15 protein-coding genes are annotated in these 13,658 nt (G+C 42.9%); 12 read left to right on the forward strand and 3 right to left on the reverse strand.

What is annotated here, in order from left to right; translation table 11 throughout:
• On the forward strand, positions 1-211 hold a 211-nt coding region (locus tag JCM19038_RS07675), incomplete at its 5' end, for an IS3 family transposase (RefSeq protein WP_152549366.1).
• A gap of 27 nt (positions 212-238) precedes the next feature.
• On the opposite strand, the gene JCM19038_RS07680 is transcribed toward JCM19038_RS07675, so the two are convergent.
• From JCM19038_RS07680 to JCM19038_RS07690, 3 genes are read right to left on the reverse strand one after another with little or no spacing between them, the layout of a single operon-like run.
• Positions 239-859: a hypothetical protein gene (locus tag JCM19038_RS07680; RefSeq protein ID WP_042416384.1), complete on the reverse strand. Its 621-nt coding sequence runs from the start codon at positions 857-859 to the stop codon at positions 239-241.
• 1 nt (position 860) lies between these two features.
• The gene (locus JCM19038_RS07685) at positions 861-1,280 is read right to left on the reverse strand and encodes a permease prefix domain 1-containing protein (RefSeq protein WP_042416388.1); all 420 of its coding nucleotides are present in this window, start codon (positions 1,278-1,280) and stop codon (positions 861-863) included.
• Positions 1,277-1,606 (reverse strand): PadR family transcriptional regulator, encoded by a 330-nt coding sequence (locus JCM19038_RS07690; protein WP_042358292.1) that lies wholly within the window; start codon positions 1,604-1,606, stop codon positions 1,277-1,279. Before JCM19038_RS07690 ends, JCM19038_RS07685 begins: the two co-directional genes overlap by 4 nt.
• A gap of 187 nt (positions 1,607-1,793) precedes the next feature.
• On the opposite strand from JCM19038_RS07690, the gene JCM19038_RS07695 reads away from it, so the two are divergent.
• The 11 genes from JCM19038_RS07695 (at position 1,794) to JCM19038_RS07745 (ending at position 13,645) form a co-directional block, all read left to right on the forward strand.
• Entirely contained in the window at positions 1,794-2,831 is a 1,038-nt protein-coding gene (locus JCM19038_RS07695) for a sugar-binding transcriptional regulator (RefSeq protein ID WP_042416391.1), read from the forward strand.
• Positions 2,832-3,839, forward strand: a complete 1,008-nt coding sequence (gap, locus tag JCM19038_RS07700; protein ID WP_042358293.1) for a type I glyceraldehyde-3-phosphate dehydrogenase — start codon at positions 2,832-2,834, stop codon at positions 3,837-3,839. It abuts the gene before it with no gap.
• 95 nt (positions 3,840-3,934) lie between these two features.
• Positions 3,935-5,116 (forward strand): phosphoglycerate kinase, encoded by a 1,182-nt coding sequence (pgk, locus tag JCM19038_RS07705; RefSeq protein WP_042416393.1) that lies wholly within the window; start codon positions 3,935-3,937, stop codon positions 5,114-5,116.
• Between the two features lie 13 nt (positions 5,117-5,129).
• Positions 5,130-5,888: a triose-phosphate isomerase gene (gene tpiA, locus JCM19038_RS07710; RefSeq protein ID WP_042416397.1), complete on the forward strand. Its 759-nt coding sequence runs from the start codon at positions 5,130-5,132 to the stop codon at positions 5,886-5,888.
• Positions 5,885-7,405, forward strand: a complete 1,521-nt coding sequence (gene gpmI / locus JCM19038_RS07715) for a 2,3-bisphosphoglycerate-independent phosphoglycerate mutase (protein ID WP_042416399.1) — start codon at positions 5,885-5,887, stop codon at positions 7,403-7,405. The genes tpiA and gpmI overlap by 4 nt, the downstream gene beginning before the upstream one ends.
• 17 nt (positions 7,406-7,422) lie before the next feature.
• Positions 7,423-8,703: a phosphopyruvate hydratase gene (eno, locus tag JCM19038_RS07720; RefSeq protein WP_042416401.1), complete on the forward strand. Its 1,281-nt coding sequence runs from the start codon at positions 7,423-7,425 to the stop codon at positions 8,701-8,703.
• 158 nt (positions 8,704-8,861) lie between these two features.
• A complete protein-coding gene (gene secG / locus JCM19038_RS07725; RefSeq protein WP_042358296.1) occupies positions 8,862-9,092 on the forward strand; it encodes a preprotein translocase subunit SecG in 231 nt (76 codons plus the stop codon).
• A 97-nt stretch (positions 9,093-9,189) separates the two neighbouring features.
• Positions 9,190-9,858 (forward strand): carboxylesterase, encoded by a 669-nt coding sequence (locus tag JCM19038_RS07730; RefSeq protein ID WP_042416402.1) that lies wholly within the window; start codon positions 9,190-9,192, stop codon positions 9,856-9,858.
• A 7-nt stretch (positions 9,859-9,865) separates the two neighbouring features.
• Positions 9,866-10,615 carry a carboxylesterase gene (locus JCM19038_RS07735; protein WP_042416404.1) on the forward strand — a complete coding sequence of 250 codons (750 nt, stop codon included), beginning with the start codon at positions 9,866-9,868 and terminating at the stop codon, positions 10,613-10,615.
• Positions 10,616-10,635: 20 nt separating this feature from the next.
• Complete coding sequence (gene rnr / locus JCM19038_RS07740; RefSeq protein ID WP_042416406.1) at positions 10,636-12,954, forward strand: ribonuclease R; 2,319 nt, start codon at positions 10,636-10,638, stop codon at positions 12,952-12,954.
• Between the two features lie 106 nt (positions 12,955-13,060).
• The gene (locus tag JCM19038_RS07745; protein ID WP_042416408.1) at positions 13,061-13,645 is read left to right on the forward strand and encodes a GNAT family N-acetyltransferase; all 585 of its coding nucleotides are present in this window, start codon (positions 13,061-13,063) and stop codon (positions 13,643-13,645) included.
• Positions 13,646-13,658 lie beyond the last annotated feature (13 nt).

The following is a 13,658-nucleotide window of genomic DNA, read 5'->3' on the forward strand; positions in this document are numbered from 1 at the left end:
GGCTACGTGTGCAGATAACGCACCAATGGAGAACTTCTTTGGTCTATTAAAACAAGAAATGTACTATGGAGACCCCTTGGTTTCCTATGAAGAGTTAAAGAAACGAATTGAGGAGTACATCCACTACTACAATCACGAACGTATAAAACTAAAACTGGCTGGTCAAAGTCCGATTCAATATCGAACATCAACCAGCCAATCAGCTGTTTAACAAACTCTAACTTTTTGGGGTCACTACCTAAAGGTGCGTTTCTTTGTTTCGTCTATAAAAGTAAGTCATTGAAAGCGGCCACCAAAGCACAGCAAAGATTGGGTAGACAGCCCAAATTTCATAGGGGCTTGTGATGATATTGATCGTAATAAAAAAGATACTCGTCGTCGTTGCCATTAGATAAGAATAACGAATAGGGCGATCAATCCATTGTCTCGTAAATGGCCACCAAATCAATGCGAAGAGTAGAAAGATGCTCCAAGGAAAACGATCATCGTAAATAAAATTGAGCGTTACATAATAGCCACCCAAAATTAGAAAGCTAATCCATGCAAACGGTTTTGTTTTAAATTGATGAGGATACCAAGCGGATAAAGGCCACCAAATGAGTGGAACAGTATAGAGAACCCATAAATATTCCGGTGTCTCAATGACATTTATTGCAGTTAACAACCCTGCAATCCATATCGCCCCGATCGTACTGTAAACCGGATGTGGCAACAAAGAGAAAGGCCAGAGTAGTAAAAACAAAGTCACATAAATGGACCAACTCACGTTAGGGTTTAGCAATAAATCAAGCGTGATAAAGACGATAGCAATGATTGATGTTGCGAGTAGTACCGCAGTCAATTCGGATCGTCGGCTCACGTTACTTGTCCTCCGTGCGTTTGTAAACGAACGTCATCGCTAGTGGCCACCAAAGAATCGCGAACGTCGGGTAGATGAACCAAATCGTGTCTGGTGTGTAGTAAAAGTTGATAAAAAGAAATAGCAAGATTACAAGCGAGCTTCCCCATAAGGAAAAGTGCAAATTCAATTTCGCTTTTTTCTTTTTTGTAAGTGATGGATTGGTCGGGTATGATTCACGTAATTCGGCTTTTAATTCTTCGGCATCTCCAAATTCCACAATGGCTTTATTGATTGCATCTTCTTCTGACTTACCCGTCTCCATTAAGTCGCGTACCTTTTCTTCTAAGTTCCAGCATAAGTCATGAAGCATGGCTTCTTTTTCTTCGCTGTTAGGGATGTCACGAAAAAGATGTTCGACATGCGCACGTATGTCTTTCATTTGTTTCCCTCCAAAAATACATCTACAATTTCTTTCATTTCGAGCCATTCATGTTTCAATTCTTGTAAGTATGCTTTCCCAAGAATCGTAATGGCATAATATTTGCGTTTCCCACCGTGTGACTCAGTACCAAAGTAAGAATGAATCAACTCTTTTCGTTCTAACCGTTGAAAGGCAGCATAGAGGGTTGCTTCTTTAATCATGAATCGTTCATTTGTTCTCAAGCTAATCTCTTTAGAAATTTCATAACCGTAACGATCTTTTTCGAGGATGAGTGTCAAAATAATACTATCTAGGTGTCCTCGTAACAAGTCACTTCGTACCACAACGCACGGTCCTTTCTGTGTATTCTATCTGATAGAGTAATCATAGCGTTAATTACTCTATCTGTCAAAGTAATGATGAATCAATTGCAAAAACGTCAATCTTAATTTATAATGATAATTAAGTTAGTGGGAACGGAAAAGTCAACGCGGGACTTTTTCGTTCCCGGAAAGATGAGCTGAGTAGATCATGGATGAAACATTACTAAAATGGCAGCAGAAATTGCAGCCAGATCTGATGGATAACCTTATAAGGAGGTATCATCTTTTACGTTACATTCGTGTGAGTGAACCGGTTGGTCGAAGAGCATTGGCACAAGAAATGGACATTTCGGAACGCGTGTTGAGAAGGGAAGTTGAACTGTTTAAAAATGAACAGTTACTTTTAATTGAGACGCAAGGTATGCGCCTTACTGAAGATGGAAAGAATTTGCTCGAGGCATTAGAATCTTCAATTCAAGTGCTTACGGGTCGAACATCTTTGCAGGCGAAACTTGAACGCGCGCTTCATGTGAAGCGAGTCATCGTCGCTCCAGGAAATAGTGATGAACAAGACTGGGTGAAAAAAGAGATGAGTCGCGCATGTGTGGACGAGATGATCCAAACACTTGGTGAAGGAGACGTTGTTGCAGTTGCAGGTGGAACAACGCTGGCCGCTTTGGCCGCTGCTGTGTATCCTCATGCCAGGCTTAGCAATGTCACATTTGTTCCTGCCCGTGGGGGACTTGGAGAAGACGTGGAATTGCAAGCAAATACGATTAGCGCTGATTTAGCGAAACAAGCAGAAGCGAACTATCGATTGCTTCACGTACCAGATCAATTAAGTGAAACAGCCTATGATTCATTGATTGAAGAACCGGGTATACGAGAACTACTACAGCTAATCCGTCACCCTCGTATGGTCATTCATAGTGTTGGTGATGCATTATCAATGGCGACACGAAGAGGATCAACGGAAGAACACCTTAAAGGTTTAGAAACGAAAAGTGCTCAATCTGAAGCATTTGGGTATTACTTCGATCATCACGGGAAGATCGTTCATAAAGAACGAACGATTGGATTACAGCTCTCGGATTTGAATGAAGAACAAATGGTCATTACGGTTGCAGGTGGTGCTTCTAAAGCTAAAGCAATTGCATCCTATATGACGCATCGACCGAGTGATTTATTGATTACAGACGAAGCAGCAGCGAAAGCTGTTTTAGATACTCTAGAGGAGGATTTATAAATGACAACGAAGATTGGTATTAACGGTTTTGGACGAATTGGACGCTTGGTGTATCGTGCATCTTTAAACAACCCAGAGGTAGAAGTCGTAGCAATCAATGACCTTACAGACGCAGAGATGTTAGCACACCTCTTGAAATATGATACTGTACATGGAACGTTCCCTTCAGAAATTGAAGTAGACGGCGACAATCTTCTTATTGGTGGGAAGAAGATTGCGATCTCTTCTGAGCGCGATCCAGCACAAATTGGTTGGGATCAATATGGCGTTGACGTCGTAGTCGAAGCGACAGGTCGTTTTGCTTCTAAAGAAGATGCAAGCAAGCACATTGAAGGTGGCGCAAAACGCGTCATTATTTCAGCACCTGGTAAAGATGTAGACGCAACGTTCGTAATGGGAGTAAACCATGAGACGTACAACCCAGAAGAGCATACGGTTGTTTCTAATGCATCTTGTACGACAAACTGTCTTGCGCCATTAGCAAAGGCACTACACGATGAGTTTGGAATTCGCCGTGGAATTATGAACACAGTACATTCGTACACGAACGACCAACAAATTCTTGATCTTCCGCACAAAGATTACCGTCGTGCGCGTGCAGCTGCGGAGAACATTATTCCTACGTCAACTGGGGCTGCAAAAGCTGTAGCACTCGTGCTTCCTGAACTTGAAGGCAAGCTTAATGGAGCTGCGATGCGTGTGCCAACACCGAACGTGTCACTCGTTGACTTCGTTGTTGAACTTAATCAAGATGTAACGGACGAGCAAGTAAACGCAAAGCTTAAAGAGCTTTCTGAAGGTGAAATGAAAGGTATTCTCGGTTATAGCGAAGAAGAGCTTGTTTCTAGCGATTATAACGGTAGTACGCTTTCTTCTACGATCGATGCGAAATCGACGATGGTTATGGAAGGAAACATGGTAAAAGTTATTTCTTGGTATGATAACGAATACGGATATTCAAATCGTGTTGTCGACTTAGTCGCTCACATGGCTAGAGTTGGGTTATAATAAGATATGAAAAAGGAAAAGGGAGAGACGTACGCGTTCGCTCCCTTCTTTCTTATGAAAATTAACGTATAAATGCGTTAAGGAGGACCTTTTCCATGAATAAACGAACAATCCACGATGTAGATCTAGCAGGTCAAACGGTATTCTGCCGTGTTGATTTTAACGTACCCCTCGACGGTGAGACCGTCACTGATGATACGCGCATTCGCGCAGCAATCCCTACAATTCAACTTTTACAACAAAAAGGTGCGAAAGTGATCTTGGCAAGTCATCTCGGACGTCCAAAAGGCGAAGTCGTTGAGAAATTGCGATTAGACCCGGTCGCTAAGCGTTTAGAACAACTGCTTGGTACAACGGTACATAAAGCAGACAATGTCGTTGGCGATGATGTAACAATAGCTGTTGATCAGTTGCAAGAACAAGGAATTCTATTACTTGAGAATTTGCGATTTGAAGCAGGCGAAGAGAAAAACGACGCTGCACTTGCTGAGCAACTGGCGAAGCTTGCGGACGTCTATATTAATGACGCGTTTGGTGCTGCTCACCGTGCTCACGCTTCTACAGAAGGCATTGCACATCATTTACCGTCAGCTGCAGGACTTCTCCTTGAAAAGGAACTGGATGTACTCGGAAAAGCACTAGAAAATCCGAATCGACCGTTTGTTGCGATCATTGGCGGTGCGAAAGTGAAAGATAAAATCGGTGTTATTGATCACTTATTAGATAAAGTTGATACGTTGATTTTAGGTGGGGGTTTAGCTTATACGTTTATTCGTGCACAAGGATATAGCGTCGGCAAGTCACTTCTTGAACATGATAAAATTGACATGGCAAAAACGTTCATGCAAAAGGCAAAGGATAACGGAGTTCAATTGTTACTTCCTGTTGATGTGAAAGTAGCAGACGCATTCAGTGATGATGCAAATACTGAAATTGTAACGGTCGATGCGATTCCAGATGACTGGCAAGCGCTTGATATTGGACCGAAAACGATTGAACAATTCAAGGCCGCTGTAAAAGATGCGAAACTTACCGTTTGGAACGGACCGATGGGTGTATTTGAAATGGACACGTTTGCTGATGGAACAAAAGGTGTTGCAGAAGCGATGGCAGAGAGTGATACGTATTCTGTAATTGGTGGTGGCGACTCAGCTGCAGCAGTTGAGAAGTTTAACTATGCGGATCAAATGAGCCATATTTCTACAGGTGGAGGAGCTTCCCTTGAGTTTATGGAAGGAAAAGACCTCCCCGGTGTGACAGCACTTCAAGATAAATAAAGGGTGATAATCAATGAGAAAACCATTTATTGCAGGAAATTGGAAAATGAACGTAACGGATGAAGAAGCCCTTCAATTCGTGAAACAAGTGACAGAGAAATTGCCTTCATCAGACAAAGTGGAGTATGCACTTTGTGCTCAAGCGATTTCCTTAAAGGGAATGAAGGAAAAAGCGGTCGGCACAGATTTACAAATCGGTGCTCAAAATCTTCATGAGGAAGAAAAGGGTGCGTTTACTGGTGAGATTAGTGCCGCGGCACTCACTTCCATCGGTGTGAAGCTTGCGATTATTGGTCATTCTGAACGTAGAGAAATGTTCAACGATACAGATGAGCGTGTGAATGCCAAAGTCAAAACAGCCCTCAATCACGGAATTACACCGATTCTCTGTGTTGGAGAATTACTTGAAGACCGAGAATCAGGAAGCGCTGATACTGTTGTGAAGGCGCAATTAGAACAAGCATTAACGGGGATTGAATCTGCACGAGCTGCTGAGGTTGTTGTTGCGTATGAACCGGTATGGGCAATCGGAACTGGAAAATCTTCAACGCCAGAAGATGCAGAAGCGATGTGCAAAACGATTCGTGAGTTTCTTTTTGACACGTACGGACCGGAGACGGCAAATGCAATTCGAATTCAATACGGTGGCAGTGTGAAGCCAGAGAATATCGCGAGCTACATGGCTCAAGACAACATCGACGGTGCCCTCGTTGGTGGTGCGAGCGTAGATGTTGATTCATACCTTGCATTGATCGAGGAGACAGTACGATGAGACAGCAACCGCCAGTTGCTCTCATCATTTTAGACGGATTTGCTCTTCGAGATGAAGTAGAAGGCAATGCAGTTGCGAAGGCAAATACCCCTAATTTTGATCGATTGTGGAAGGAGTACCCTCATGCGACGTTAATCGCTGCAGGTGAGGATGTTGGTCTTCCAGCTGGTCAGATGGGAAATTCTGAAGTTGGTCACATGAACATCGGTGCTGGACGAGTAATTCATCAAAACTTATCGCTCATTAATAAAGGTATTGCAGCGGGAACATTTTTTGAGAACGCGGTTTTCCAAGAGGCAATTGATCACGTCAAAGCGAAAAAATCTAATTTGCACATTTATGGGCTTCTCTCTGATGGAGGCGTTCATAGTCATATTGAACACCTATTTGCACTACTCGAGATGGCTAAGGAGAATGACGTATTAAACGTCTTCATTCACGGTTTTCTCGATGGGCGTGACGTAGGTCAGAAAAGCGCTAAAATCTACATTAAAGCGTTACAAGAGAAACTTGAGGAATTAGGTATAGGGACACTAAGTACGCTTCACGGTCGGTATTATGCAATGGATCGGGATAATCGTTGGGAACGAATTGAGAAGTCTTACCGTGTGCTCGTTCACAATGAAGGAAACGTCGCAGAAGACCCACTTGCTTTGATTGATCAGTCGTATGAAGCAGGAACGTTTGATGAATTTGTTGAACCTACGGTATTGCCAGGCGCGAAGCCGATTCAATCGGGAGATGCGATCATTAGTTACAACTTCAGACCTGACCGTGCGATTCAGATTTCTAAAGTAATGACTGATCCGAGCTTTAAAGAATTCGAACGTGGGGGCAAACACCCAGAAATCTTCTACGCGACGATGACTAAGTATCATGACGATGTTGTAGGAGAGATTGCTTTTCCACCAACGAGGCCAGTGAATACACTGGGTGAGACGATTAGTGAAGCAGGGTTCTCACAACTTCGTATTGCAGAAACGGAGAAATACCCTCACGTCACGTTTTTCTTAAACGGTGGTCAAAATAATGTCTTTCCTTTAGAAGAGCGGATTTTAATTGACTCTCCAAAAGTTGCGACGTATGACTTAAAGCCAGAGATGAGCGCTCCTGAAGTGACAGATGCTCTTCTTAAAACAATCGAAAACGACCAACACGATGCCATTGTGTTGAACTACGCCAACCCTGACATGGTTGGACATTCAGGATTACTAGAACCAACAATCAAGGCAATTGAAACGGTAGATGAAGGATTAGGGAAAATCGCTGACGCCATTCACGCAAAAGGTGGTACACTAATTGTGACGGCTGACCATGGGAATGCAGATGAAGTAGTGACAACTTCTGGAGAAGCAATGACAGCGCATACGACAAATCCAGTTCCGGTCATTGTTACGAATGATTCGTACACCCTTCGTGAAGACGGTATTCTTGCAGATTTAGCACCTACGATGTTAGAACTGATGGACATTGAGCAACCGAAAGAAATGACAGGCAAGAGCCTATTAAAGCGATAAAGGAGATTGGTTGAGCCATGACAATGATTGCAGATGTATTGGCACGTGAAGTATTGGATTCAAGAGGGAACCCTACAGTTGAGGTTGAAGTCGTAACAGAAGACGGCATCTTAGGACGTGCCCTCGTACCAAGTGGAGCTTCCACAGGTGAGCATGAAGCTGTTGAGCTTCGTGACGGTGGTACTCGTTACATGGGTAAAGGTGTTCTTAAAGCCGTTGAGAATGTGAATGAAACGATTGCACCACAACTTGTTGGCGTCGATGTAAGTGATCAAATCGGCATTGACCAGTTAATGATTGAACTAGATGGAACGACGAACAAAGGAAACTTGGGAGCAAATGCTATTCTTGGTGTCTCAATCGCTTGTGCTTATGCTGCAGCACAAGAGCAAGGTGTTGAGCTTTACGAATACCTTGGCGGGATCAACGCAAAAACGTTACCAGTTCCAATGATGAACATCTTAAACGGTGGCGAGCATGCGGACAACTCTGTTGATTTGCAAGAATTTATGGTTATGCCGGTTGGTGCAGACGATTTCCGTTCTGCGATGATGATCGGAACAGAAATCTTCCATACATTGAAGAAAGTACTTCAAGAAAAAGGTTTGAATACAGCAGTCGGTGATGAAGGTGGTTTTGCACCAGATCTTGATTCAAACGAAGAAGCGCTAAGTACAATTATGGAAGCAATTGAGCGCGCTGGATACAAGCCAGGAGAAGATGTCGTCCTTGCAATGGATGCTGCAGCTTCTGAAATGTATGAAGACGGTAAGTACAATTTAAAAGGCGAAGGGGTCGTTAAGACTGTTGATGAAATGATCGACTTCTATGAGAACCTCGTCAACAAATACCCAATTGTCTCTATTGAAGATGGACTTGATGAAAACGATTGGGATGGATGGAAGAAGCTTACTGAGCGCATCGGTGACCGCGTGCAACTCGTCGGTGATGATTTGTTTGTCACAAACACAGTAAAGCTTGCTGAAGGCATTGAGAAAGGTGTCGGCAACTCGATCTTAATTAAAGTGAACCAAATCGGTACACTGACTGAGACGTTCGATGCAATTGAGACGGCGAAGCGTGCAGGCTATACAGCTGTCATCTCTCACCGTTCAGGTGAAACAGAAGATGCTACAATTGCGGATATCGCTGTAGCCGTAAATGCTGGTCAAATTAAAACAGGTGCACCGTCACGTACAGACCGTGTAGCGAAGTACAATCAGTTGCTTCGTATTCATGATCAACTCGGTGGACGTGGTGTTTACCCAGGTAAAGAAACGTTCTATAACTTAGACTAATTCTAAAGGGGCTGTCCAATCGGTTCAGCCCCTTTTCTATGTCTAAAAGGTCAGTTTGCCTAATGTTGTCCTTTTGTGCTAAGATAAAATAAGGATAATTACGTGAAACAGGGGCAGTCCGACGGCTTCCTTTGTCGTACTTGGGAGGTGCGCACACGATGACTACCATTTTAATCGTATTATTGATTTTAACTGCGATCGCTTTAATCACAGTTGTTTTATTACAATCAGGGCGTAGTGCTGGGCTATCTGGAGCGATTTCCGGTGGTGCAGAACAATTGATGGGTAAGCAAAAAGCACGGGGTATCGAGGCTTTTCTCTCAAAAGCGACAGTTATACTGGCTGTACTTTTCTTCGTGCTAACGATATTATTAGCGTACTTCATTTAAACAGCTAGGGAGCGTATTCTCCCAGCTGTTTTTTTGTTTGAATTACATTAAATTAGGGAATTCTACGAGCGTTAGCATTGAACGGAGGGGTAACAGTATGATCGGATGTTTATGTTTGCACGGGTTTACTGGTTCCCCAGAAGAGTTGCAGCCCCTTACAGAGCGACTGCAAAGAAAGAAAGGTTGGCTCGTATATACACCAGTACTCCCAGGTCATGGTGTAGGGGAAGATATAGGCGAAGCAGAAGGGGCAAAATGGATTTATACGGCTGACCGTGCCGCAAAAGAAATGCTAAAACACGTGGATGAATTGTATGTGATCGGCTTTTCAATGGGAGGGATGCTTGCTTGTTACTTAGCAGCAAAGTACCCAGTGAAGAAGCTCGTTCTCTTAAATGCTGCGGCTTATTATGTGAATAGACCACAAATGGTTCAAGATTTAGTGGCGAGTTATCGAGGATCTGAGAACCCTTGGCTTGATCTTGTAATTGACAAGCGTAAGGAGACCCCAATGACGGCTTTTTACCAATTTATTAAGACGATCCGACTCATGCGTCCGTTCGTTGAAGGTGTTACATCACCTGTGATGATTGGGCAAGGGATGAAGGATATTCTCGTTCCTGAAAAAAGTGCCACCTATTTGTTTGAGCAAATTGGTTCTAAGAATAAAACGTTAAGGATGTATGAACACTCGAATCATTTTCTATGTCATGATGTTGAACAAGAACTAGTCATTCGAGATGTTGAGCATTTTTTGAAAGGGTAGTTTCACCATGAAAATCAAACCAGCGCAACCGTTTACCTTTGAGGGAGAGAACGATCACGCGGTTCTCTTATTACATGGATTTACCGGCTCATCAAGTGATGTAAGAATGCTTGGTCGATTTTTACAAAAGCATGGTTATACGTCGCATGCGCCAATGTTTCCTGGTCACGGTGTTCCACCAGAACAACTTATGGAGACGTCTTGGCAGGATTGGTGGGGGGCCGTCGAGGAAGGCTACCAACACCTTATGGACCTTGGTTACGAGAAAATTATCGTTTGTGGGCTTTCCCTAGGCGGTTTGCTCAGTTTAAAAGTCGGTTATACTTTTGATGTAAGAGGGGTTATTCCGATGTGTGCTCCAATTATGCAACAAGGGATGAATGACCGCTTATATAATGGTGTACGTCAGTATGCAAGACAATATAAACAATTTGAAAAAAAGGACGAAGAAACGATTGAAGACGAAATGGATGAGTTTGAAACACTTCCACTTTCTACGCTTTATTCAATTGATGAATTGATTTTTACTGCAAGAGACCATTTGCATGAAATTAAACAACCAACCCTCGTTATTCAAGCAGGAAAAGACGAACTTGTTCCGCCTGAGAATGCAGATGTTATTTATGATGAAATACAAGCCGAACCTAAAACTAAAGAGCTCTACGAAGATGCTCCGCATATTATTACGCTTTGGAAAGATAAAGAGCGTGTTCACGAAAGAATCCTATCATTTATAAAAGAAATTGAAGCTAGATAGCAATAAGAAAGGAGATTAGTATGAGAGACGAAATACTAACTTATATACGAGAAGAAGCAACGAAGCCACTAAGTGTAAGTGAGCTTCAAGAAGCATTACAATTAGAAGATAACGCAGAAAATCATAAAGATTTAATGAAGACGTTAAATACGCTTGAAGAGGCTGGAGAATTAATTCGTACACGGAATAACCGTTACGGACTTCCAGACAAAATGAATTTAATTAAAGGAAGAGTACAAGCTCATCAAAAGGGCTTTGCGTTTATTATTCCTGAAGATGAAGGTCTAGAAGATGTGTATGTAGCGCCTGGTGATTTAGCAGGGGCCATGCACAAGGACATCGTATTTGTTCGAGTATCGTCACGTAAAGGCGGGAATCAAGGCGATCGTGCCGAAGGTACGGTCGTGAGAATTCTAGAGCGTGGAATGACGAGAGTTGTGGGTACGTACGAAGACTACGAGCGATACGGATTTGTAATTCCAGACGATAAACACTTGTCGAGTGACGTTTTTATTCCAGAAGGACGTAATCACGGCGCTGCTGAAGGACATAAAGTCGTCATTGAAATTACGAAGTATCCAGAAGGTCGTCAAGGTGCTGAAGGAGAAGTCGTTCACATTCTAGGGCACAAAAACGATCCTGGAACAGATATCCTGGCGATTATTCACAAGCACGGACTGCCGGGTGAATTCTCTGACGAAGTGCAACAACAAGCTGCAGATACTGCAGATCACATTAAACCAGAAGAAATTGAGCGTAGACGAGATCTACGTAACGATACAATCGTAACGATTGATGGCGCAGACGCGAAAGATTTGGACGATGCGGTGAATGTTGAAGAACTTGAAAACGGCAACTACAAATTAGGCGTTCATATTGCGGATGTAAGCCATTACGTAACGGAAGGTTCACCAATCGATGTGGAAGCGGAAGAGCGTGGGACGAGCTCATACCTCGTTGACCGTGTAATTCCAATGATTCCACACCGATTATCAAATGGTATATGCTCATTAAACCCAAAAGTAGATCGATTAACACTTTCTTGTGAGATGGAAATTAGCCCTTCGGGTGAAGTCGTAAATCACGAGATTTTCGAGAGTGTAATTCGTACGACGGAGAGAATGACGTATCAAGCCGTGAACGAAATTCTTGCTGACCACAATGAAGATACGAGAAAGCAATACGAATCGCTCGTGCCGTTTTTTGAGCGAATGGAGAAGTTAGCTGCAATTTTACGTAAGAAACGTTTTGATCGTGGGGCCATTGACTTTGACTTTAAAGAAGCCCAAGTCGTCATGGATGAGCAAGGGAAACCTACGGACGTGAAGATACGAGAACGTTCTGTTGGTGAGAAGCTCATTGAAGAATTCATGCTTTGTGCAAATGAAACAGTTGCAGAGCATTTTCACTGGTTGAAATTGCCTTTCGTCTACCGAATTCATGAAGACCCTGATGACGATAAGTTGCAAAAGTTTCTTGAGTTCATTACGAGCTTCGGTTATGTCGTAAAAGGACGTGGTGACGCCATTCACCCACGTGCATTGCAAGAGATCTTAGCTTCTGTAAAAGGTGAAGCGGAAGAAACGGTCATTTCAACGGTTCTATTGCGATCGATGCAACAAGCAAAATACGATCCATCGAATGTTGGCCACTTCGGACTTGCGGCTGACTTCTATACTCATTTCACCTCGCCAATTCGTCGTTACCCTGACTTGATCGTTCATCGTTTGATTCGAACGTATTTAGTGAGTGGGCAAACAGGTAAGAAAACGACTGATTACTGGCAAGGGAAGCTTCCTGAGATTACATCCCATTCTTCTGAAATGGAGAGGCGTGCGGTCGACGCAGAGCGTGATGTGGATGACCTCAAGAAAGCAGAGTATATGAAAGATAAGATCGGTGAAGAGTTCACTGGTTTTGTTAGCGGTGCTGCAAACTTCGGCTTGTTTATTCGCTTAGAGAATACGATTGAAGGAATGGTCCACGTTAGTCACCTTACCGATGACTATTACCATTATGACGATCGTCAGTACGCACTCATTGGTGAACGCAGCGGGAACATGTTCCGCATTGGAGACCAAGTAGAAGTGAAAGTTCTTGAAGTAAACTTGGATGAAACGACCATTGATTTTGAAGTTGTCGGCATGCCAAAGCGTAAGCGACGTGACACGCAAAAGCAAAAGGTCATTCAAGGTGAACGAGGCAAGAAGCCTGGCGACAAACGCGAAAATCGTGGAAAGAACCGTCAAAGCGGAGGAACCAAAGGCAAGGGTGGTAAAGGTCAAAAGAACCCACGCAATAAAGGTTTCCGCTCAAACAACAAGAAGAAAAAGAAATAGATCTAAGGCCATTTGAACGGTGTATGTTCAAATGGCTTTTCTCTGGTGAAACGTTTAATCGAACGGTTTCGTAAATCATTTGATTGATTAGGAGAGGAGCGTATACATGTTATATTCAGAACGTTTGCACTTAAGAAAATTTACAGTCCAAGATGCAGAAATTTATCATGCATGGCGTACAGATGAGCAAGTGATGAAAACGACGAGCTTATCCTTAGACGATTTCACAATTGAAGAGACGAAGCAGTTTGTCCAAGAAGTACTTGTTGGTGACTCGCATTCAAAGACGTATATGATCGTTAATACAAAATCGAACAAGCCAATTGGCGTCATATCACTTATTCATATTGATACAAAAAATCGCAATGCAGAAATGATTATCGATATCGGTGAAAAAGACTATTGGGGAAGTGGTTACGGATTTGAAGCTGTGAATGTGCTGCTTACATACGCGTTTTTAGAACAGAATTTCCATCGCATATCTCTGAATGTTTTTGCTTTTAATGAACGAGCAATTCGTCTTTATGAACGTATAGGGTTCCAACAAGAAGGAAGAAGTCGGGAAGCAGTCTTTCGAGACGGGTGTTATCACGATATCATACAGATGGGATTATTACAGACAGAGTTTATCGGTAAGCGCGCCGATTCTGACTCAGTACAAAGCTCAGAATCAGAATCGGCCGTTCAGTAACAAGTTCAGTGTA

It is taken from the genome of Geomicrobium sp. JCM 19038 (assembly GCF_000698125.1).
Lineage (GTDB): Bacteria > Bacillota > Bacilli > Bacillales > Marinococcaceae > Geomicrobium_A.